Source organism: Cognatishimia sp. 1_MG-2023 (assembly GCF_030548175.1).
Taxonomy (GTDB): domain Bacteria; phylum Pseudomonadota; class Alphaproteobacteria; order Rhodobacterales; family Rhodobacteraceae; genus Cognatishimia.
This window is the reverse complement of sequence record NZ_JAUORX010000009.1, coordinates 46921-67863: the sequence shown is the minus strand read 5'-3', so window position 1 is coordinate 67863 and position 20943 is coordinate 46921. Positions and strand designations below refer to the sequence as shown.

The 20943-nt window shown below is 52.2% G+C and carries 18 protein-coding genes and 1 pseudogene; 12 read left to right on the top strand and 7 right to left on the bottom strand.

The genetic code is table 11. The features are described 5' to 3' along the window. Window positions 1-3 precede the first annotated feature (3 nt). From Q4544_RS13965 to Q4544_RS13935, 7 genes and pseudogenes are all read left to right on the top strand, one after another. The gene (locus Q4544_RS13965; RefSeq protein WP_303507276.1) at window positions 4-3510 is read left to right on the top strand and encodes a hypothetical protein; all 3507 of its coding nucleotides are present in this window, start codon (window positions 4-6) and stop codon (window positions 3508-3510) included. 105 nt (window positions 3511-3615) lie between these two features. Beyond that, window positions 3616-4543: pseudogene (locus tag Q4544_RS13960) on the top strand (IS3 family transposase); the annotation flags it as partial. A gap of 432 nt (window positions 4544-4975) precedes the next feature. Further along, on the top strand, window positions 4976-5305 hold the full coding sequence (locus tag Q4544_RS13955; RefSeq protein WP_303507274.1) for an AtpZ/AtpI family protein: 330 nt from the start codon (window positions 4976-4978) through the stop codon (window positions 5303-5305). Between the two features lie 2 nt (window positions 5306-5307). Further along, complete coding sequence (locus tag Q4544_RS13950; protein WP_303507272.1) at window positions 5308-6099, top strand: F0F1 ATP synthase subunit A; 792 nt, start codon at window positions 5308-5310, stop codon at window positions 6097-6099. Between the two features lie 86 nt (window positions 6100-6185). After that, entirely contained in the window at window positions 6186-6410 is a 225-nt protein-coding gene (locus Q4544_RS13945; RefSeq protein WP_303507270.1) for a F0F1 ATP synthase subunit C, read from the top strand. An 82-nt stretch (window positions 6411-6492) separates the two neighbouring features. After that, a complete protein-coding gene (locus Q4544_RS13940; RefSeq protein ID WP_303507268.1) occupies window positions 6493-7035 on the top strand; it encodes a F0F1 ATP synthase subunit B' in 543 nt (180 codons plus the stop codon). Between the two features lie 5 nt (window positions 7036-7040). Then, entirely contained in the window at window positions 7041-7598 is a 558-nt protein-coding gene (locus tag Q4544_RS13935) for a F0F1 ATP synthase subunit B (RefSeq protein ID WP_303507265.1), read from the top strand. Window positions 7599-7668: 70 nt separating this feature from the next. On the opposite strand, the gene Q4544_RS13930 is transcribed toward Q4544_RS13935, so the two are convergent. Further along, window positions 7669-8439: a FadR/GntR family transcriptional regulator gene (locus tag Q4544_RS13930; protein WP_303507263.1), complete on the bottom strand. Its 771-nt coding sequence runs from the start codon at window positions 8437-8439 to the stop codon at window positions 7669-7671. A gap of 153 nt (window positions 8440-8592) precedes the next feature. Between Q4544_RS13930 and Q4544_RS13925 the strand changes: the two genes are divergently transcribed. Together Q4544_RS13925 and Q4544_RS13920 are read left to right on the top strand one after the other, a co-directional pair. Next, entirely contained in the window at window positions 8593-9804 is a 1212-nt protein-coding gene (locus tag Q4544_RS13925) for a PLP-dependent aminotransferase family protein (protein WP_303507261.1), read from the top strand. A gap of 42 nt (window positions 9805-9846) precedes the next feature. Next, entirely contained in the window at window positions 9847-10212 is a 366-nt protein-coding gene (locus tag Q4544_RS13920) for a hypothetical protein (protein WP_303507259.1), read from the top strand. Window positions 10213-10234: 22 nt separating this feature from the next. Here Q4544_RS13920 and Q4544_RS13915 read toward each other — a convergent pair whose 3' ends face one another. After that, window positions 10235-10693, bottom strand: a complete 459-nt coding sequence (locus Q4544_RS13915) for a GNAT family N-acetyltransferase (RefSeq protein WP_303507257.1) — start codon at window positions 10691-10693, stop codon at window positions 10235-10237. A gap of 284 nt (window positions 10694-10977) precedes the next feature. On the opposite strand from Q4544_RS13915, the gene smc reads away from it, so the two are divergent. Then, complete coding sequence (smc, locus tag Q4544_RS13910) at window positions 10978-14433, top strand: chromosome segregation protein SMC (protein WP_303507255.1); 3456 nt, start codon at window positions 10978-10980, stop codon at window positions 14431-14433. A 65-nt stretch (window positions 14434-14498) separates the two neighbouring features. After that, window positions 14499-14858 carry a hypothetical protein gene (locus Q4544_RS13905; protein WP_303507253.1) on the top strand — a complete coding sequence of 120 codons (360 nt, stop codon included), beginning with the start codon at window positions 14499-14501 and terminating at the stop codon, window positions 14856-14858. Between the two features lie 4 nt (window positions 14859-14862). On the opposite strand, the gene Q4544_RS13900 is transcribed toward Q4544_RS13905, so the two are convergent. The 4 genes from Q4544_RS13900 to Q4544_RS13885 form a co-directional block, all read right to left on the bottom strand. After that, window positions 14863-16032, bottom strand: coding sequence for a lytic murein transglycosylase (locus Q4544_RS13900; protein ID WP_303507251.1), 1170 nt, complete (start codon window positions 16030-16032; stop codon window positions 14863-14865). Window positions 16033-16091: 59 nt separating this feature from the next. Further along, entirely contained in the window at window positions 16092-17000 is a 909-nt protein-coding gene (gene cbiB / locus Q4544_RS13895) for an adenosylcobinamide-phosphate synthase CbiB (RefSeq protein WP_303507249.1), read from the bottom strand. 3 nt (window positions 17001-17003) lie between these two features. Next, entirely contained in the window at window positions 17004-17948 is a 945-nt protein-coding gene (locus tag Q4544_RS13890; protein ID WP_303507246.1) for a threonine-phosphate decarboxylase, read from the bottom strand. A 136-nt stretch (window positions 17949-18084) separates the two neighbouring features. Beyond that, window positions 18085-19059 (bottom strand): glutathione S-transferase family protein, encoded by a 975-nt coding sequence (locus Q4544_RS13885; RefSeq protein ID WP_303507244.1) that lies wholly within the window; start codon window positions 19057-19059, stop codon window positions 18085-18087. Between the two features lie 170 nt (window positions 19060-19229). Here Q4544_RS13885 and Q4544_RS13880 point away from each other — a divergent pair, with 170 nt between their 5' ends. Then, complete coding sequence (locus Q4544_RS13880; protein WP_303507242.1) at window positions 19230-19586, top strand: hypothetical protein; 357 nt, start codon at window positions 19230-19232, stop codon at window positions 19584-19586. A 101-nt stretch (window positions 19587-19687) separates the two neighbouring features. On the opposite strand, the gene Q4544_RS13875 is transcribed toward Q4544_RS13880, so the two are convergent. After that, window positions 19688-20863, bottom strand: a complete 1176-nt coding sequence (locus tag Q4544_RS13875) for a MalY/PatB family protein (protein ID WP_303507240.1) — start codon at window positions 20861-20863, stop codon at window positions 19688-19690. Window positions 20864-20943 lie beyond the last annotated feature (80 nt).

The window sequence follows — 20943 nt, the reverse complement described above, 5'->3', positions numbered from 1 at the left end:
TTGATGACTTACAAATCAAACAACACTCGCTTTTTCTGTACTTCCAGCTTTGTGGTGCTTTCATTGGCGTTGATGACACAAATGACGTTGGCCCAAGGAACCGTTGTGGTGCCTGTTGGCCGTAATGTCGAACCGACTGCGGCCAATGTCTTGGACAGCGGTGTCGGCTTTGCTATTACGTTAGACACAGTACCAACCCCGACCACCAACGCTAAAGAGACTCGCCGCAGTGATATCGCTTTGGCACAAGCTGGGTTTGATGTGCGCTATGATGGTTTGGAGACCGACCGGCGTTTGGATCTTCAGATTCTGAATGAAGGGTCTGTTCGTGCAGGGGATCGGATACGATTGCAAGGTCAGGCGAACTATCTCGCTTTTGTAGAGCGTGCTGAGTTCAGGGTGATTGATTTGGCCGCCGAAGGTGGCCCAAGCACATTGCAAGTGGTGCAATCAGCACCAAATGGAACAGTACAGATTACTGTTCCCGAGGGAGAGAATATCGTAGTCGTACATCGCGTTTACGATGCCCAAGGGCGTTTTGACCAGACGGCAGGATTGCCTTTAAGTGTACGTGAAAATCGTCCAATCCTTGATGATGATGCTCAAGCAATCGAACTGGGCACAAGTACGTTGGTCAAACAGAGCATACCTATTTTTGGTGGCTCTGTAACGGTAAGCGGCACCAATGTAACACCTGGTGGACGCGTTCAGGTTTTAGGCGAAACAGTTACCGCTTCATCTGATGGATCTTTTGTGTTGCAGCGTATTCTGCCCCCGGGGGATCAAACCGTCACTATTCGTCCGGTAGGGCCCGTCCAAGGTGTTTACTTTGAGCGTGATCTAACCATTCCTAAAAATGAATGGTTCTATACTGGAACGGCCGATTTGACGTTTGGCCGCCGCTTGGGCGATCTAGAGACGACAACCGGCGCTACCTTGCCGCGAAATTATAACCATGGGCGTATTGCAGGATTTGCCACAGGGCGTACGCAGAATGGTTGGACAATTACTGCGAGCGCGGACACCGGCGAACGTGAACTTAAGAATTTGTTTCGTGATTTTGACGGTAAAGATCCGCAAGACTTGTTGTTGCGGCTGACGGCTGAAAACAGTTATCCCATGTTTGGGGATGACAGCACCATCGAAGACGCTGCACCAACACGGGGTAAATTCTATCTAAAGGCTGAAAAGAACGGCAATCATGTGCTGTGGGGCAACTACAAAAGCACGATTTCTGGGTCGCATTATCTGCGCAACGAACGCGACCTATATGGGGCGCAAGCTGTCTACAAAAGCCCTGAGCAAACTCAAAATGGCGACGCAAGATTTTCGGTAGAGGCCTATGCTGCTTCACCAGATCGCTTGCCAGCGCGTGATGCATTTCGTGGAACCGGCGGATCGATTTATTTCTTGAACCAACAAGATATTTCCGTTGCGTCCGAAACCCTAAGCATTGAACTGCGTGATGGTTTGAACGGCCGTCTTGTGGAAACCCGGACATTGGTCGAAGGGCGTGACTACGTTATTAACTATATCCAAGGTGTGATTACTCTGGTCGAGCCATTGAATAGCACATCCTCTACTGGAGCTATTGTGACAAGCCCGAACGCAGATTTGGATGTGTTTCTGGTAGCACAATATGAATTCACGCCGGTCGGAACGGATATAGATGGTCTAAGCTATGGCGCCCGTGCCGAAGGATGGGTGTCAGATCAGCTGCGCATTGGGGCTACAGGTATTGTCGAACAAACTGGCATTGCAGACCAATCTGCCGTGGGTGTGGATCTACGTTGGCAATATTCTGAACGCAGCTTTGCAGAGCTTGAATATGCTGAAACTTCTGGCCCAGGATTTGCTTCGACAGTGTCGTCCGATGGTGGCTTGATCGTAACAACCAATCCGACAACAGGAACGTCTGGGGGCACCGGTACAGCGCTTCGATTTAACACTCAGGTAGATTTGGAAGATCTGAGCGCGGCGGTACCGGGCACGATTGGGGCCTATTATGAAAACCGCACGGCAGGGTTTTCGACTTTGGACTACCAAGTTGCCAATGACCAAGAACTTTGGGGGCTCAGCTTTGATATCGAACCGAGCGAAGATTTAACATTCCGATTTGCGTATGATGATTATAGAGACACTACCGGTAAGTCTTTGAAAGAAGGTGAGCTATCGGTTGGTTACAAAGTTTCGGAAAAGATAAATTTGGACTTTGGTGTCGCTCATCTCGAAAAGGCCACACCACTTGGAGCAGCGACAGAAAACGGTATACGCACAGATGTTGCCGCGCGTGTTACAGTACAGCCGAGCGACGACTTTAAATACTATGTGTTTGGCCAGAAAACGGTTAAGAGAAGCGGAGGCTTGCGCAAGAATGATCGGTACGGTGTCGGCGCTGAATTAAAGTTCAACGACAACTGGTCTGTACAAGGTGAAGTTTCTGACGGCACTTTGGGTGTTGGAGGTGACGTTAAGCTAAGTTACCAATCTGGGCCCGACAGATCCGCTTATGTGGGCTACCGTCTCGAGCCAGGCCGCGATTTTGCCGGCGTAACCCTCTTGGGGCGGGATGCTGGAACATGGGTCGCAGGTGGTCGAAGAAAGGTTTCCGAGAGCGTCGATTTCTTTGGCGAGAACACCTTTGATAACTTTGGGCGTCATAAGTCATTAACCAGTGCTTATGGGGTAGAATACCGCGCGACTGAGGCGCTGACATTTAGTACGGCGATAGAGGTCGGGCAGGTTGACGACGGGCCAGAGCAATTTGATCGCCACGCGTTGTCTCTAGGCATTCGTTATAGCGAGGGCGAGAATATCGATGCGAATGTACGCATTGAATTGCGCCATGACGACGGCACAATTGGAGGGGTGAACCGCGACGCAGACTCTTACCTGTTGGCCGCCGCGGCACGTTACAAAATCGACGAGGATCAGCGTCTGCTATTCGATTTTGAATATTCTGACACCATCAGCAACAACGCGTCTTTTGCAAGCGGCACCTACGCCGATTTGGTTTTGGGTTATGCATACCGCCCCATCGACAATGATCGTCTTAACCTCTTGTTTCAGTATCGCTATTTGTACGACATGGTTGGTCAAGAACTTGACGGTGTTTCAACTCGTGGGCCACGTCAAGAAAGCCATATCGCCTCTGTTGATTTGAATTACGACATTTCAAATCAGTGGACATTGGGTGGTAAGCTAGGGGGACGTTGGTCTTATAGCTCTCCTAACAACACAACGCCATTGACGCGAAATGATGCATGGTTGGCGGTTCTTAATGCTCGGTATCATGCGACCCACAAATGGGACATCTTGTTAGAGGCACGTCATCTTGAGGCAAAACAAGCAGGTCTCTCTGAGACAGGGTTTGTGGGGGCCGCTTATCGGCATATTGGGAATAATGTGAAGTTGGGCATCGGTTACAATTTTGCGAGTTTTTCCGATGACCTTTCTGACCTGACGTTGGATGACAAAGGTATATTTGTGAACTTCGTCGCCAAGTTTTAAGTTGGATACACGCATGCGTCTTCCTCATTGGAGGACCAAGAGTGTACCTGTCACGCTTTAGTGCCGCCCCTTTGATAGCATTTAGTGCAACAAAGGAGATGAACTATGGGACTGAAACGGACGGATGAATTCCGCCAAGATGCTGTGCGTATCGCACTGACCAGCGGGCTTACACGCAGGCAGGTCGCTGACGATCTTGGTGTTGGGATGTCGACACTGAATAAATGGATTACAGCGCATCGAGACACAGATGTGGTTTCCAAAGAGGATTTGGACCTCGCGAAAGAGAATGAGCGGCTTCGACGTGAGGTCCGGCTTCTCAAGGAGGAGAGGGAAATCCTAAAAAAGCGGGCCTAAAGCAATGAGATTTAGGTTTGTCCAAGAGCATAGGGCCCACTTTCCAACCGACCGTTTGTGCGGTGTTGTCGGTGTCAGCACACGCGGGCTACGCGCATTCCGCAACCGTCCTGCCAGCCGAAGACAGCGGTCTGACTTGGTCACGCTTGCACATATCAAAGAGCAATCCCGTCTCAGCCTTGGCAGTTATGGTCGTCCGCGCATGACTGAAGAGTTGAAAGAGATCGGTCTGGATGTGGGCCACCGCCGGGTTGGCAGATTGATGCGTCAGAATGGTATATCCGTCGTCAGAACCCGTAAACACAAGGTCACCACAGACAGCGATCATAAGTTCAACATTGCGCCGAACCTGCTGGATCGTGACTTCACCGCCAACGCGCCGAACCAGAAATGGGCCGGTGACATCAGCTATGTTTGGACCCAAGAGGGTTGGCTTTATTTTGCGGTGATCCTGGACCTGCATTCACGTCGTGTCATTGGCTGGGCAGTCAGCAATCGGATGAAACGGGATTTGGCGATCCGGGCGTTGAACATGGCGATTGCATTCCGGCAACCGCCCAAAGGCTGCATCCATCATACGGATCGTGGGTCGCAATACTGTTCTCACGACTATCAGAAGATCCTGCGCCAGCACGGCTTCAAGGTGTCCATGAGCGGAAAGGGCAATTGTTACGATTGTGAGTATGGTATTGCGGCTTGATGGCCTGACCCATGCTACGATTGACTGCGTGTCATTGCGTTGACGTGTCGACATTCAGGTTGCGCAGACATCAGTTAATGGCGCGCTTTTGGTCTAAGAGGGCTTGGGTGCCGACGTGTCGACATCGTGGTCCACCATCAACCAGCCAGTTCCGCTACGTTTCTGAAAGTCGCTATATTCCGGACCAGGCAATTAGGCTGAAGTTATATTCAACCATTTCGTTGAATGCTGGAAATTTTGTGTATTGACTGTGTAGTTGACTTTTCGGTAGTGGGATTCGGATGTCAGAGTTGTGAAAATGTATGTTTTTCAATTGGTTATGATTGCCCTCGTCGATCTGTAGACTCTCGTTGACTCGGGCTGCCCATAGGCTTAGCAAGGCGCCAAGTTCAACCAGTGGAATTGTGCGTGACCGATCCTGATGACAAAGAGCGGCTTAAGCAGCTTGAAGCGCGGATCGAGGCGGCCAAACAGGCCCAGGCACCCAAAGATCACATGGAAGAACACCATTCTCAGGCGCAACTTGCTTGGCGGATGGTAGTTGAGTTGGTTACCGGTCTTTTGATCGGATTCGGCATCGGATTTGGGCTGGATAGCCTGTTTGGCACAATGCCAATCTTCATGGTGCTATTCATAATGCTGGGTTTCGCGGCCGGGGTGAATGTAATGCTCCGCAGCGCTAAGGAAATCCAAGAAAAGAAATTGGCTGAAGAAGCCGAGAGAGACGAGAGGGACTAGACGTGGCAAGCGAAGTACACGGCGCAGACGAAGGTGGTTTGGTTTTCCACCCAATGGATCAGTTCACTGTGAAGCCTCTGTTTGGCGGCGATCACATTGGCATGTTCACCATCACAAACGCGACCCTGTGGATGGCCCTAGCGGTTGTTGGCTTGGTGGCAATGATGGTTTTCGGCTCATCTCGCAGAGCAGTTATCCCAACGCGCGCTCAGTCTATTGCTGAGCTTGCTTACGGTTTCATCTTCAAAATGGTCGAAGACGTTGCAGGCAAAGACGCTGTGAGGTTCTTCCCATACATCATGACTCTGTTCATGTTCATCGTCTTCTCGAACTTCTTGGGCCTGATCCCAATGTCGTTCACTACAACATCACACTTTGCTGTCACTGTCGTGCTTGCTTTGCTGGTTTTTGTAACGGTAACTGCAGTTGGCTTCGCGAAGAACGGCGCTAAGTTCCTTGCATTGTTCTGGGTGTCTTCCGCTCCTATGGCGTTGCGTCCGGTTTTGGCAGTTATCGAACTGATCTCTTACTTCGTACGCCCTGTTAGCCACTCTATTCGTCTTGCGGGTAACGTTATGGCTGGCCACGCAGTTATCAAAGTTTTCGCAGCCTTCGCGGCGGCGCTGGTTGTCAACGAAATCCCAACAGCGGTTGGTATTATCGTGACCCCGCTGTCCATCTTGGGCATCACGGCACTCTATGCACTTGAGGTTCTGGTTGCCTTTATCCAGGCATACGTCTTTGCGATCCTCACATGCGTTTACCTTCGGGACGCATTGCATCCATCACACTAATGGGCAGCCGGGGCAACCTCGGCTCACCCAACAGTTCAAACGTTTCACATCTATTCTATAAACTTCCAACGTAAGGAGAATTCACCATGGAAGGTCAACTCGCACACATCGGCGCAGGTCTCGCAGGTCTAGGTACCGGTCTAGCAGCACTGGGCGTTGGTAACGTTGCAGCAAGCTACTTGGCTGGCGCACTTCGTAACCCATCCGCAGCAGCATCTCAAACAGCGACACTGTTCATCGGTATCGCGTTCGCAGAAGCACTGGGCATCTTCTCGTTCCTAGTTGCACTTCTGCTGATGTTCGCCGTCTAATCTAGCGGAACCATCCTTACGTGCGGGTGGACGTGCATTAGCCGTTCACCCGTAAGACTACGGAAGTTCCCAGGAGGACGTTATGGCGACAGATACACACGCCGCCGCAGGCCACGCAGCAGACGCTGCTTCGGCTCCAGGCATGCCACAGCTGGATTTCTCTAACTGGGGTAACCAGATTTTCTGGCTATTGGTCACGCTTGTCGTGATCTACTTCGTCCTTTCGCGCATCGCGCTTCCGCGCATTGCTGCGGTTCTGGCAGAGCGTCAGGGGACAATCACAAATGACATCGCCGCGGCTGAAGAGCTAAAGGCGAAAGCTGGCGAAGCTGAAGCAGCCTATAATCAGGCGCTTGTCGATGCACGTGCGGAAGCACAGCGCATTGTTGGTGAAGCCAAAGCAGAAATTCAGACCGATTTGGATGCGGCAATCGCGAAAGCGGACGCTGAGATCGCTGCCAAAGCTGCCGAATCCGAAAAGGCAATCGCCGAAATTCGGGCCGGTGCCGTGGACAGCATCCGCGACGTTGCAGCCGATACGGCTAAAGAAATCGTTGCAGCACTTGGTGGTAAGGCAGATGCCAAAGCCGTTAAAGCTGCTGTTGAAGCACGGATGAAGGGGTAAGAGATATGCGTAAACTGGCGACTCTTCTTGCTCTGACAATGGCCTCCCCAGCGTTTGCTGCATCTGGACCATTTCTTTCGCTGAAAAACACCGACTTTGTTGTGTTGTTGGCGTTCATCCTTTTCATTCTTGTTCTGCTAAAGTTCAAAGTGCCCTCAACACTAAGTGGCCTTTTGGATAAGCGCGCAGAGGGCATTCAGTCGGAACTCGACGAAGCTCGTGCGTTGCGTGAAGAGGCTCAGACAATTCTGGCGTCTTATGAGCGCAAGCAGAAAGAAGTTCAGGAGCAAGCAAATCGCATCGTGGCGCAAGCCAAAGAAGATGCGACTGCGGCGGCTGAACAAGCGAAGGTCGACTTGCAGGCCTCTATCGCGCGTCGTCTGACCGCGGCAGAAGAGCAAATCGTTTCTGCGCAAACCAAGGCTGTTAAAGAAGTTCGTGACCAAGCTGTTGTGATCGCTGTTGGCGCTGCCAATGAAGTGATTGCAAAAGGCATGACTGCTGCGGATGGTAACAAATTGATCGACGCTGCAATCGCAGATGTTGATGCGAAGTTGCACTAAGCAAATATTTAGGTTTCGACCTTGTTGAAGAATTAAGGAACCCGGCCCATGTGGCTGGGTTTTTTTAATTTTAGCCTCTATCCTGCTCGTGTTCGTACCTTTGCTGTGCGATCGATTCATTGCGTAGTGATTTACTATGATCAGCAAGTGATTGTTCAACGAACGACAGATGATCCTCGACGGCCTTGCGTGCTGCGATTGGATCACGTGATTGCAGTGCAATATTAATACGGCGATGTTGCTCCAATAGCTCGGAGCGGGTCGTGCGTTGTTTGAACATCATCGTGCGATTGTAAAAAACACCTTCGCGCAAAAGCTCATACATTGAACGCATCATGTGTAGCATTATGACGTTATGACTGGCCTCTATTATCGCTAGATGAAATTCAGCGTCTAACCGCGCTTCGTCAGCTGGATTCCGTTTCGGATGAGCGGCCTCCATCTTTTGGAAGACCGCGTCAATGACTTGCAGATCCGTGTCAGATGCGAATTTCGCAGCGCGTTCAGCTGCGAGGCCCTCCATGTCTTGGCGAAAGGAAATATAGTCAAATACGGCGTCATCGTGGGCTGCGAACAGCTTGATCAATGCTGGGCTAAAGGCGTTGCCTAATACATCGGCCACAAATACTCCTGCGCCTGCTTTCGCGTCCAGCAACCCGCGTTCCTGTAGCTCGGAAATTGCTTCGCGCAAGGATGGGCGAGAGACGCCAAGGCGCTCGGATAACTCTCGCTCAGAAGGGAGTCTCTCTCCTGGACGTAGGATGCCACGCAAGATCAGTAGTTCGATCTGTCGAATGACCGATGTCGACAGCTTTTCTGGTGTCACTTTTTGAAAGGGCATAGGGCCTCGGGCTAAATTGGTCACAACATATGACCATGGCTGACGGAAGGCTGCAAGTGACGCGAGGTGCAATTCCACACGTACGTCAGCGAGGTTGACATATTATAGGTCTGCAATACTGTCTCATTAAATTTGGGAGAGGAAGGCGATTCGATGGACTTTCAGAAAGTATTTGCGACGCGCGCATCCAGGATGAAGGCGTCTGAAATCCGCGAGCTATTGAAATTATTGGATCAACCTGGCGTCATTTCGTTCGCCGGGGGGATACCTGATGCGGCGCTTTTTCCAGCCGCTGCGTTCTCGGAAGGATACCAGAAGGCACTGTCTGCTGAATCTGCTGGTTCTGCTTTGCAGTATTCAATCAGCGAAGGGTTTTTACCATTGCGCGAATGGCTTGCGGGCCAGATGCAAAAGCTGGGCGTCACCTGTACGGTCGACAACATTATGATCACAAATGGGTCACAGCAGGCCTTGGACTATCTGGGGAAGGTGTTCCTGTCCCCCAATGATACTGCGTTGATCAACTGGCCGACCTACCTCGGAGCGCTTGGCGCGTTTAACGCTTATGAACCGCGTTATGATCGTTTGAATGTTCTAAGCAATCGGGCCCCTTCTGATTTCGCAGCAGAAGCAGAAGCCGCCGGAGGAAAAGTAAAGTTTGCCTATTTGTCTGCGGACTTTGCGAACCCAACGGGCGAGACTGTTGATCAGGTTGGTCGTGAGGCATTGCTTGATATGGCCGAGGAACTGGATTGTGCCGTTATTGAGGACGCGGCTTATCAATCCTTACGCTATGACGGCGATGCGATCCCACCAATTCTTGCGCTTGAGATTGCACGAAAGGGGTGCATCAATGACTGCCGTACCATCTACTGCGGTAGCTTCTCCAAAACACTCTCACCCGGTTTGCGCATTGGATGGGTCTGCGCTGCGGAGCCTCTCATCTCGCAAATGGTTCTATTGAAGCAAGCCGGTGATCTGCACAATTCGACCATCAACCAGATGGCTATGACACATGTTGCAGAAACAATGTTTGACGAGCACGTAGAGACATTGCGAAATGTCTATTCCGAGCGTCGCGATGCGATGCTGTCTGCTTTGAACGAACATATGCCAGACGGGGTAGAGTGGACGAAGCCAGAGGGGGGCATGTTTGTATGGATCAAGCTTCCAACTCAATTGGATGCTGCCGACATTTTCGCGACCTCTTTGAAAACGGAAAAGGTGGCCTTTGTTCCTGGCTCGGCATTCTTCGCTGACGGAACTGGTCACAATACCATGCGGTTGAGCTTTTCTTGTGCAGACGAAGCCACAATTCGTGAGGGTGTTGCGCGTTTGGCAAAGGTTATTCGCGCGGCGTTATAACCCGCTAACAAATTCTTAACTATGATGAGGCAGAGAAGGCGGATGGACCGTTTTCTATGCCTTTTATTCCTATTAGCTGCCTGTGACACGCCAAGCCCCGCATTTTGGAATGCACCAGTGCAAAAGGTGGAGGTTGATGGAAGTTATTTCGACATCCGCCATCAAGGTGAGGTGGCCGAGGCGATCCGGGTTAATGCCGAGAGCCGACCGATGATCGGGGTCATCGCGCGAAAAGCTGAATTGGCGATGGAACAAGCGACCGGATGTACGGTGGAAACAATGCACGGGGACGTGGCAATGCTAAAAGGGAGGCTGGATTGTAGTCAGCTACCAGTTCAGGAAGAGCGCGCAGTTTGGAAAAGGCCGCCAAAAAGCGGCATATCGTGTCTGGGTGTAAGGCTTTGCTGAAAGCCGCTTGTTCTCTAAGCTATCAAGTCAGCGATTTCATCATAAAGACAGAAGCAGGACTGGCAGTATAGTCGCCAAAAGGGCCGCAATCGGAAAATCCGAACCGATAGTACAGACGATGGGCCTCGTGAAGCGTGTCTCCGGTTTCCAGTTTAATTGCCACAAGGCCTTGCGCACGAGCCTCGGTTTCAAGTTGCTGCATGAGTGCTGCACCAATGCCAAGGCCTCGGGTGGCCGGGTCAACAAACATCGACTTCATCTCACCATAATGGCCCTTATTCGCAAGTGCGACGCAACCAAGATAGGTTTCGTCCTTTTTCGCTACGAAAAAGCTGATGTTGGCCGCGCAAAGTTCGGACACTTCGAGGTAGTGATTATCTTCTTCGGCAAAAAGCGATTGCATCAGCGCATGACTCCGATGAAGCAACGCAGTGGCGCGTGGATCTCTTGGGTCTGCGATTGCGACGGTAACCTGAGACATAACGATCCTTTGATTTAAGTGGCACGGCGTAATTGTTAGAATTTTTCAGGAGGTGTCCAGATTGAAACTGATTGGGCGGCTGGCTGAATGATAGCTTCGTTGAAACGCTTGGTGCTCACCCTTTATGGCCTATTTCTAGTGTTGAAACGGCGAACTGGCATCTAAGCAACCGCAATATTTTGTGGATAACTTTGCCGATCACCCCATATTCGGTGGAAAATCGTTGACTTGAGGGGCGCGACTTAAGCAGACTCAAAACACACGGAATCACAGGATATAGCTATTTGCGCTTTTCCAAACTCAGATTGACGGGCTTCAAAAGCTTTGTAGACCCGACGGACCTGATTATTGCTGACGGGCTGACCGGCGTTGTCGGACCAAATGGCTGTGGAAAATCAAACCTGCTTGAGGCACTGCGTTGGGTGATGGGTGAAAACCGTCCAACCGCTATGCGCGGTGGTGGCATGGAGGATGTGATTTTCGCAGGCGCCGCGACGCGCCCTGCTCGCAATTTTGCAGAGGTTGCTTTGCAGATCGACAATAGTGATCGCTTAGCGCCTGCGGGTTTCAACGACGATGACAATCTGGATATTACACGGCGCATTACCCGCGACGTTGGCTCTGCTTACAAAGTGAACACCAAAGACGTACGCGCGCGAGATGTGCAGATGCTGTTTGCGGATGCGTCAACAGGCGCGCACTCGCCAGCGCTTGTGCGTCAGGGGCAGATTGCTGAGCTGATTAACTCAAAACCCAAAGCACGGCGTCGGATTCTAGAAGAAGCCGCCGGGATTTCTGGGTTGTACCAACGGCGGCATGAAGCAGAATTGAAATTAAAGGGCGCGGAATCGAACCTGACGCGGGTTGATGACGTGGTGGAGCAGTTAGCCAGCCAATTAGCGTCTTTGGCGCGGCAAGCGCGGCAAGCGGCCCGATATAAAGCGATTGGCGCTGAGTTACGGCAGTCCGAAGGTATGCTGCTTTACCGGCGCTGGCGTGAGGCGGAGGAAACCCGTGCGAAGGCTGAAGAAGGTCTAAGAGCCTGCACAATGACGGCGGCACAATCTGAAACCGCCGCTCGTGAGGCTGCAAAGCGTCGCGAAGAATTGGATAAGGCGCTTCCTCCGTTACGTGAAGAAGAAGCCGTAGCAAGTGCGATCCTACAGCGCCTGCAAGTGCAGCGTGACAGTTTAAAGGATCAGGAAGATCACGCCCGCCAGATTATTTTGACGCTGACTAACCGGATTGATCAGTTAGCACGCGACATGGAGCGCGAGTCTGGCCTGAACCGTGACGCCGAAGACACGATTGAACGTCTGGAGTGGGAGCAACGCGAGCTGGCAAAAGCTTCGGAAGGGCACGATGAGCGAATTCAAGAAGCCGAAGACGCCTCACGTGAAGCGGCGTCGTTGCTCCAGGAGCGGGAAAGCGACCTTTCCGAACTGACGGAAGATGTCGCGCGATTAGCGGCGCGGCATCATTCAGCGCAACGACTGTTAAGTGATACACAGCGTCAGCAGGAAAAGAGCGAAGCTGAGGCCGAAAAGGCCGGGAATGTCGTTGCAGAGAGCAAAGCGGCGCTTGAGCGTTTTGAAGAAGAATTTGATCTGGCGAAGGAAGCTGAGGAGGAGGCTATAGAGCGCGCCTCATTGGCAGAAGAAGCGTTAGCCGAGGCTGAAGATGAACGGAACGAAACGCATTCGCGAGAAGCGGATGCGCGGGCGGAACGGTCTGAGGCTGAAGGTGAGCTGAATGCGTTGCGTGCTGAAGTCACCTCGCTCGCCAAGTTGCTAGAGCGTGATACAGCAGAGGGTGGTCAAATCTTGGACCGGCTCCAAGTTGAGCAAGGTTTTGAAAAGGCGCTGGGCGCTGCGATGGCAGATGACTTGCGTGCACCCGAAGTTGACGAAGATGGCCCCTCGGGTTGGCACACGCTGCCGCAATATGATGAAACTCAGGAATTGCCTAATGGTGTGACATCATTGGTCCAGCACGTGTCTGTGCCCGAAGTTTTAGAACGTCGGATGAACCAGATCGGACTAGTGGCACCCGAGGATGCACTAGCCTTGCAACCATTGTTGAAACCCGGGCAGCGCCTTGTGTCACTTGAAGGTGATCTGTGGCGCTGGGATGGATTCCGCTCTTGGGCCGAAGATGGACCAAGTGCGGCGGCACTGCGTTTGCAGCAATTGAACCGCCTAGAAGAACTAAAGCAAGAAATGGCCCGGGCAACTGCGCGGGCTGACGGTGCTGTTGATGCGCACGAAACACTACAGATGCGGCTGGTCGTGCTTGCCGAGGCAGACAAGCGTGCGCGCGAAGCCCGCAAAGACGCCGACCGGGCGGTTGCAGATGCGGCGCGCGCCCTGAGCCGAGCAGAAGCAGATCGCAACTTGGCGGAAGGTAAACTGGAATCGATGGGCCATGCGGTTCGTCGTCACGAAGAGGAAGCCCTAGAAGCACGGACCCGTTTGCAAGAAGCAGAGCGTGCGATGAGCGATTTGGGTGACTTAGATGTCGCTCGGGCTGCTGTTGAAGACATCAAAATGGCAGTGGAAGCGGCACGCATAACCATGATGTCCAAACGCTCTTCTCATGATGAGCTACGGCGCGAAGGCGAGGCTCGCTTGGGGCGGAGCCAGCAGGTTAAAAAAGAAATTTCTGGCTGGCGGCATCGGTTAGAAACCGCTGAGAAACGCAGTGGTGAATTGTCCGAACGCAAAGCGTCTTCTGAAGAAGAGCTGATCGAAGCACAAATGGCGCCAGAGGAGATTGCGGAAAAGCGTGAAGACCTGACAGTCGCAATTGAAGACGCGACCGAGCGTCGTAGCATTGCTGCGGACGCACTCTCTGAGGCCGAGACCGCTTTGCGCGCCGTTGAGCAAGCAGAGCGCGATGCAGAACGTTCAGCGTCTGAGGCGCGTGAAGCACGAGCGCGGGCTGAGGCGCTGACGGATGCAGCGCGGGAGACAGTTACAACCGCTGCCGAACGTATCAGTGATGAAATGGAGCAAACGCCAGATACATTGCTGGAAAGCTTGTCCGTTTCACCAGAGGACATGCCAAACAGCCAAACGATTGAGGCCGATGTAAATCGGCTGAAGCGCCAGCGGGATGCTCTGGGTGCGGTCAATCTGAGGGCTGAAGAAGACGCACGCGAAGTTCAAGAAGAGCACGCGACCTTGGTGACCGAGAAGCAAGACCTTGAAGAGGCGATCCGCACGTTACGGTCTGGAATTGCTAGCCTGAACTCTGAAGGGCGCGAGCGTCTACTGACAGCGTTTGAGCAAGTGAACAGCAACTTTACAATGCTGTTCAAGCACCTGTTTGGTGGTGGCGAAGCAAATCTGGTTTTGGTGGAAAGTGACGACCCGCTGGAAGCTGGCCTGGAAATCATGTGCCAACCTCCTGGCAAAAAGCTTTCGACTTTGTCTTTGTTGTCAGGTGGTGAACAAACTCTGACAGCGATGGCCTTGATCTTCGCGGTGTTCTTGGCGAACCCAGCCCCCATTTGCGTGTTGGACGAAGTTGATGCGCCGTTGGATGACGCGAATGTCACTCGTTTCTGTGATCTGTTGGACGAAATGTGCCGTCAAACAGAAACGCGGTTTTTAATTATTACGCACCACGCTGTGACGATGGGGCGAATGGACCGACTATTTGGAGTGACCATGCAAGAGCAAGGCGTGAGCCAGCTCGTGTCAGTTGACCTTAAAGCTGCCGAAACTCTTGTAGCATAATCACCTGAACGTGACGCACCTTTGGCATTTGATCCGCTAGGCTGGTCAAAACAAGGGGCCTATGAATGAGAAAATTCTGGATTGGTTTGATGTTGTTCGCTGGCGCGGCTTCTGCTCAAGATGACAGGTTACGTGACGGCGAGGATTGGTTGTCTTTGCCCGCCTTAGAGAAGCGATTGGTAGGACAAACTGTTACATTCTTTGATGATGGGCAGTCATATTATTACGAAGATGGCCGATATACCTACACCTATGGCAATGATGGAGGTTCGGCATACGGATATTATGAGCTGGGGGCAGATGGCACCGTTTGCATCGAATTCGTAAATGGCTTTTCGCGCTGTGATCAGTTCATCCAAGCAGAGGAACGATTGATGCTGCTGACCGAAAAAGGTGTTCGTTTCCCAATTCGGCCAGCTGAGTAATTGCTTACAGTTTGTTTAGTAACGCTGGTGTCGGCCATGCGTCAGCTGGCAGGCCAAGGCGTTGCTGCTCTGCCTGAACAGCATCACGGGTTTTAGCACCCAGAATGCCGTCGATTTTACCAACATCATAGCCGCGACGCTGCAGCTTCTTTTGCAGCGTTTTCATTTGTTGCCCTTGCAGGCCAGGTTCCGGGTTGCCAGCGTTGTAAGCTGGAGCACCTTCAAGGCGTGTGGCGAAATAGGCGGCGGTGGTTACATAGATAAAGCTTTGGTTCCATTCAAAGTAGACTTTGAAATTTGGGTAGGCCAAGAAAGCAGGCCCTTTACGGCCCTGCGGAACAATCAAAGAAGCCGGTAGGTTCGCGACAGTCCCTTGCCGAGGCTTCACACCCATTTTGGTCCAGTCGGATGCCGTCTTGGTGGTGTTCAAGCCGGTTTGTGACCAATCCAAGTTTGAAGGCACGGTCACTTCTTGCAGCCAAGGCTGGCCCTTTTGCCAACCAAGGTGTTGCAGCATTTTACCGCCAGACATCAGGGCATCGGTGGCTGATGTTTTTAAACTTACTTTTCCGTCACCATCGCCATCAACGCCGTTTTCAATGATGTCGGCAGGCAGCATTTGAACCATGCCGATTTCGCCCGCCCAAGCGCCAGTAGTTCTGGTTGGGGAGAAATCTCCGGTTTCGTATAGCTCAAGCGCTGCAAAAACTTGCGGGCGGAATAATTCTGGGCGGCGGCAATCATGTGCTAAAGTCACCAGCGAGTTCAGGGTGTTAAAGTCACCTTGGAAGCCACCAAAGTCCGTTTCGAACGCCCAAAATGCCAGAAGCACCCCGCGCGATACGCCATACTCCTGTTCAATTCGGTCAAATACAGCGTCTAGTTGTTTGCCTTTGGTCTTGCCGCCATTCAAGCGGTTTGAACTGATAAGCCGCTGAGAAAACTCTAGGAATGGTTTCTGAAACACGCCTTGGGCGCGGTCAGCCTTCAGAGTGCGGTTGTCTTGCGCGACACTTGAGAAGAATTTGTTAACCGTGTCTTGAGAATGGCCCAGGGCGACGGCTTCTGATTTGAGCCCTTTAACAAAGCCGGAAAATGAGCCGCCGCAGGGCGTATTTGCCAAGGCAGTTGTGGCGGACAGGCAAAGGCCTGCAAGTGTCAGGGCAAATCGCATGGGGAACCTCATTACTTTATTTGCGCGCACACTAACATCTGCGCATTGAACCGCAACTGTCAGAGCAGAGCGAATAGGCCAACGATTGCCAGCCCAAGCGCCCAGCTGCGCCATAGTGCGCTGGTTGCGGCGTCGATGTCGTTTGGGCCAATGTCTTTGCGACCAAAGTCATTCACGTATGGATACTCGCGCATCTCGCCTTCGTAGGAACGCGGGCCGCTGAGCGACACATCCAGCGACTGCGCCATTGCGGATTCTGGCCAGCCTGCATTGGGGGAACGGTGAAAGCCTGCGTCTTCTTTAATGTCGGGCCAGCGGCCTAGAGCGTTGTGAGTCGCAGCGATCAACAGGGCGGTTAGACGAGCAGGAACCCAGTTCAGCAAGTCATCTAGGCGGGCTGAGGCCCAGCCGAAATCCTCGTGCTTTTCCGTTCTATATCCGATCATTGAGTCCGCTGTATTGACGGCCTTGTACATCAATAGCCCAGGTAGGCCGCCGATTAGGAACCAAAAGGCAGGGGCAATGACGCCGTCTGATTGGTTTTCCGCGGCACTTTCAATGGCCGCTCGTGCAACTGCCGGTTCATCCATAGCGGCTGTGTCGCGACCCACGATTTTGGCAACGGCCTTGCGTCCGTCCCCAAGTGAGATACGCAGTGTATCACCAACATCCTTGACGTGGTCCACCAAAGAACGTTGTGCAAGCAGGATGGCCGCGACAATCAGGGTTGGTAGCCAACCAAACCAAGAGATGACGTTACCCATCGCCCAACTGGCTACGATCAAAGCTATCGCCAAGAGCGCACCATTTAAACGGCGTGAACCACCCTTATTGAAGCGTTCATCTGCCCAACCAATGGCTTTTCCGATCATAACTGCCGGATGTGTGAAATTGTCCCAAAGCCACTTTGGTTCCCCAAGGGCAGCGTCTAGCAAAAGGGCAAGGAACAGGATTGTCGCGATGTCCATGACTTAGTCCTTTAGGGCGTTTTCTAGCTGCGCCCAGCGATCCGGGGTAGGCAAGCCTAGGCGCAGGTATGTGTCAGAGTATGGGAAAATGCGGCTAAGAATGTGGTGTTGGCAGAGACGATCTTGCCATTCAGCCGCGTTCGTCACGTCATAAAGCCGGAACAGATCGCAGCCACCACTCACCTTAGCGCCAGCTTGGGTCATAAGCGCGTCTAGGCGGAGACAGTCAACTGATAGGCGGGCGCGGGTTTCGCTGGCCCAAGTATGATCTGCTAAGGCACGGATTCCGACCTCAAGGGCTGGACCGGAAACAGCCCACGGACCAATCACATCCTGCATTCTAGCAATGATATCAGGCGCGCCGATAAGGAAACCAAGGCGCAAACCTGCGAGCCCCCAGAACTTTCCAAAGCTCTTTAGGATAATCCGGTCCGGCTGATTTGAGTGGGCGATTAGAGACTGTTCCGGCGCAATGTCACAAAAACTTTCGTCAATGATCATGACAGGTGCGGTCAAATCAGCGGATGTCCAGATATGGCCGGTCGGATTGTTCGGGTGCACAAGAACACGTGTCTCTGCCTCATCCGAAATGTCCCAACCCTGAGCGCGGAAAGCAGCAACGTGCTCGTTGTAAGTCGGCTGAGGGATGTCGACTTGGCTTTGTGGATAGAGTGTGGGGATACGTGCAATCAGGCTAGACGCGCCGGGAGCCGCGAGGATTGCAGCGTCATCTGGTACATTCCAAAAGCTTCGTGCGGCGTCAGTAAGAGCAGATTGCGCTGCCTTGTCTGGTAGCGCTGTCCAGCTATGAGCTTGGAATTCGGGCAATGGATAAGGCACTGGGTTGATCCCCGTCGAGAGATCAAGCCACTGATCACGTGTTCCGCCCCATTGGGCGATTGCGGCATCCAAACCGCCGCCGTGATCTCTTGATTTTGTCTCTGCCATAAAGTTCCACCTGCTAACTTGATGCTGTGTTCGCGGAATTTAGGGCATTTGGCAAGAGAAGAGGCGGCGGGTTCACGGGCGCACTAACTGGATGCGACACTGCGCCCGCCGATTTTCAATTGATGTGTAGAGGCCATCAGGCGCGGCCATGGGGTTCCAGAAAGTTGATTTGGGGATTAATGGGGATGATCCGATGCGGATTTATGGATTCGTGGCTATAGTGATAGTGGCGCACAATATGCGGCATGTTCACCGTCTCTGCCACACCTGCCGTTTGGTAGAGATCCCGTGTGTACGCCCAGAGGTTCGGGTAATCTACAATTCGCTTTAAGTTACATTTGAAATGCAAATGGTAAACGGGGTCAAAACGGATCAATGTGGTGAACAAGCGCCAGTCCGCTTCAGTTTGCGTATCACCCATCAGATAACGGCTGTGTCCCAGGCGTTCTTCGAGCCAATCCAGGGTTTCAAACAGGGGACGAACGGCTGCATCGTAGGCAACTTGTGTCGTGGCAAACCCCGATTTGTAGACGCCGTTGTTCACATTGCTGTAAATGCGCTCGTTGACGTCCTCAATCGCATCGCGCTGGGCCTCAGGCCAAAAATCGAGTGTGTTGCCTGTAAGGTTATTGAACGCGCTATTGAACATGCGGATGATTTCCGCGCTTTCATTCGAAACGATTGTGTTGCGCTGCTTATCCCAAAGAATTGGAACTGTGACGCGTCCAGAATATGTTGGATCAGCACGTGAATAAATCTGATGAGCAAAGTCATATCCAAATAGGTCGTCACCTGTCGCGCCATTCTCATCTTGCTCAAAAGTCCAACCATTGGACAACATGTCAGGGTGCACCACTGAAACCGTGATGTGGTTGGTCAATCCTTTCAGTTGGCGGAATATCAACGTGCGGTGCGCCCAAGGGCAAGCATTAGATACGTACAAATGGTAGCGTCCAGATTCTGCTGCAAAGCCGTTTGTGCCAGTTGGGCCAGCTTCACCATCTGGGGTGATCCAGTTTCGGAATTGGGATACCGAGCGTACAAACTTCCCGCCTGTACTTTTGGTGTCATACCATTGATCCGTCCATTTTCCGTCGACCAGCAGACCCATTGTCTTCTCCTTAAGTGGTTGGTGACAACCTAGAGAGTAGGCTGACTGCAACCAACCCTTCTGGGCGCAGAAGTGTTGCGCAATTGTGCACATAACTCGGGTGTCATATTGGTGCTACCTTGACGAAATATGCTTTTAGAGCGACCATTTAGGCAGAACGGAGCCAAAGAATGACTATGTTTCTTCCAAAAGATGTTCAGGCGGGCCTGGACGCTGCGCGCAAAGCGGATTTGAAGAAAAAGAATCGTTTGCGTGTGAAAACCGGCGACGAGGTTTTTCGTGTGTTGCGGTTTCAGGAAGACGGATTCACGTTGGACGTAGAAGATGCTCCGCATTTAAGAGGGTTTGTTGATCTGTATGATGGCGCACGGCATTTGTACCAATGTCTTGTCGTGGCATCGGTCGAAGATAATGGCGAGATGTTTTACGAGTTCAAGCGTGCGACGGCAGCGGCTGATAAGCCAGCCTTGGACTATGTCCGAAATGCCAACGCGCCTGTTGGATTGGTCACAGACCAAAGTAAGTAATTCGATTTCGAAGCATTGCGGCGAAGGCTATGATCGCGGCAAGGGTAATGCAACTTTCGCCTTCCCGGTTACAGGAAGGCGTAGAGCTGCGGACGACTGGATTACTTTAGATCCGAAAATGCGTTGGATAGGCGCTCTGCTGCTTCCGCAACAAGGCTGCGCCGCGTGCCTAGATTGAACCGCAAATATGTGGCGCCGCCATTTCCCAGGCCTTTGCCAGGTGTGGCCACGATCTCAGCCGTTTTATAGACTCGGTTGTTCACCTCTTCCATGCTCAGCCCGGTTTCCTCAAAGTTAGCCCAAGAGAGATAAGTCGATTCCATCGGCATTAATGAAACGCCAGGAATCTGATCGAGTACACCTTTAAAAAGATGATAGTTATCATGCAGATAGATGTTAAGCGCATCTACCCAAGCGGCACCCTCTGGTGAATAGGCGGCTTTGGTCAACTCCGTTCCCAGTAAGTTTGCGCTGATATCAAACCGATTGAAAAACGCTGCAAATTTCTGGCGTAGTTTCTCGTCTGGAATGATGACACAGCCTGTCCGAGCACCCGCGATGTTGAATGTTTTGGATGCAGCAGTGGTCACCACCAAACGGTCCAGAATTTCAGGGGCGGCAATTGCTGCCGTTAGGTGCTTGTGGCCGGGAAAGACGAGGTCGTGGTGGATTTCGTCGGAAACCAGATACAAATCATGGCGCATACAGAAGTCGGCTAATGCTGTCAGCTCGTCTTGTGTCCACACCCGCCCCGCAGGGTTATGCGGTGAACTGATAAGCATTACTTTTTCGTTGCCGGTCATTAAGGCGTCATAGGCCTCAAAATCCATGCGGTATTTGCCCGTTTCATCCACCTTCAAAGGTAGCTGAGTGTTCACTCTGCCTGCCTTTTCGATCTTTGATTGAAACTCGTGGTAAACCGGTGTGAACGTTGCGATACAATCACCCTCGTTTGTCAAAGCCTGCAAAGCTGTAGCAATACCGTGGCCAAGACCGAACGTGATAAATGTCCAATCGGCTTGAATTGTCCAGCCGTGACGCGTTTCCATCCACCAAGCGACGGAATCGTGAAACGATTCTAGGCCTGAAAAGTAGCCGTAGTTGGCTTTTTCAATCAAACCGCGAGCCGCGTTTTGCAGAAATTCAGGGGCTGCAAAATCCATGTCGGCAATCCACATGGCGATGCCATTCTCTGGGGAAACGCCGAATCCGCGTTCCATTTGATCCCATTTTGTTGAATCGGTGCCGACCCGGTTGATGACATCGTCAAAATTCATAAAACGTTCCTGTATTTCGGTATAAATGCGACATCCGCACGCTAGACAAAAGCGAGGTGAGCGCAAGACCCGTTGCAGAA

Coding starts and splice junctions, on each gene's coding strand:
- Q4544_RS13965 (WP_303507276.1), top strand. CDS start 4: ATGACTTACAAATCAAACAACACTCGCTTTTTCTGTACTTCCAGCTTT.
- Q4544_RS13945 (WP_303507270.1), top strand. CDS start 6,186: ATGGAAGGTCAACTCGCACACATCGGCGCAGGTCTCGCAGGTCTAGGT.
- Q4544_RS13940 (WP_303507268.1), top strand. CDS start 6,493: ATGGCGACAGATACACACGCCGCCGCAGGCCACGCAGCAGACGCTGCT.
- Q4544_RS13935 (WP_303507265.1), top strand. CDS start 7,041: ATGCGTAAACTGGCGACTCTTCTTGCTCTGACAATGGCCTCCCCAGCG.
- Q4544_RS13930 (WP_303507263.1), bottom strand. CDS start 8,439: ATGCCCTTTCAAAAAGTGACACCAGAAAAGCTGTCGACATCGGTCATT.
- Q4544_RS13925 (WP_303507261.1), top strand. CDS start 8,593: ATGGACTTTCAGAAAGTATTTGCGACGCGCGCATCCAGGATGAAGGCG.
- Q4544_RS13920 (WP_303507259.1), top strand. CDS start 9,847: ATGGACCGTTTTCTATGCCTTTTATTCCTATTAGCTGCCTGTGACACG.
- Q4544_RS13915 (WP_303507257.1), bottom strand. CDS start 10,693: ATGTCTCAGGTTACCGTCGCAATCGCAGACCCAAGAGATCCACGCGCC.
- Q4544_RS13905 (WP_303507253.1), top strand. CDS start 14,499: ATGAGAAAATTCTGGATTGGTTTGATGTTGTTCGCTGGCGCGGCTTCT.
- Q4544_RS13900 (WP_303507251.1), bottom strand. CDS start 16,032: ATGCGATTTGCCCTGACACTTGCAGGCCTTTGCCTGTCCGCCACAACT.
- cbiB (WP_303507249.1), bottom strand. CDS start 17,000: ATGGACATCGCGACAATCCTGTTCCTTGCCCTTTTGCTAGACGCTGCC.
- Q4544_RS13890 (WP_303507246.1), bottom strand. CDS start 17,948: ATGGCAGAGACAAAATCAAGAGATCACGGCGGCGGTTTGGATGCCGCA.
- Q4544_RS13885 (WP_303507244.1), bottom strand. CDS start 19,059: ATGGGTCTGCTGGTCGACGGAAAATGGACGGATCAATGGTATGACACC.
- Q4544_RS13880 (WP_303507242.1), top strand. CDS start 19,230: ATGACTATGTTTCTTCCAAAAGATGTTCAGGCGGGCCTGGACGCTGCG.
- Q4544_RS13875 (WP_303507240.1), bottom strand. CDS start 20,863: ATGAATTTTGACGATGTCATCAACCGGGTCGGCACCGATTCAACAAAA.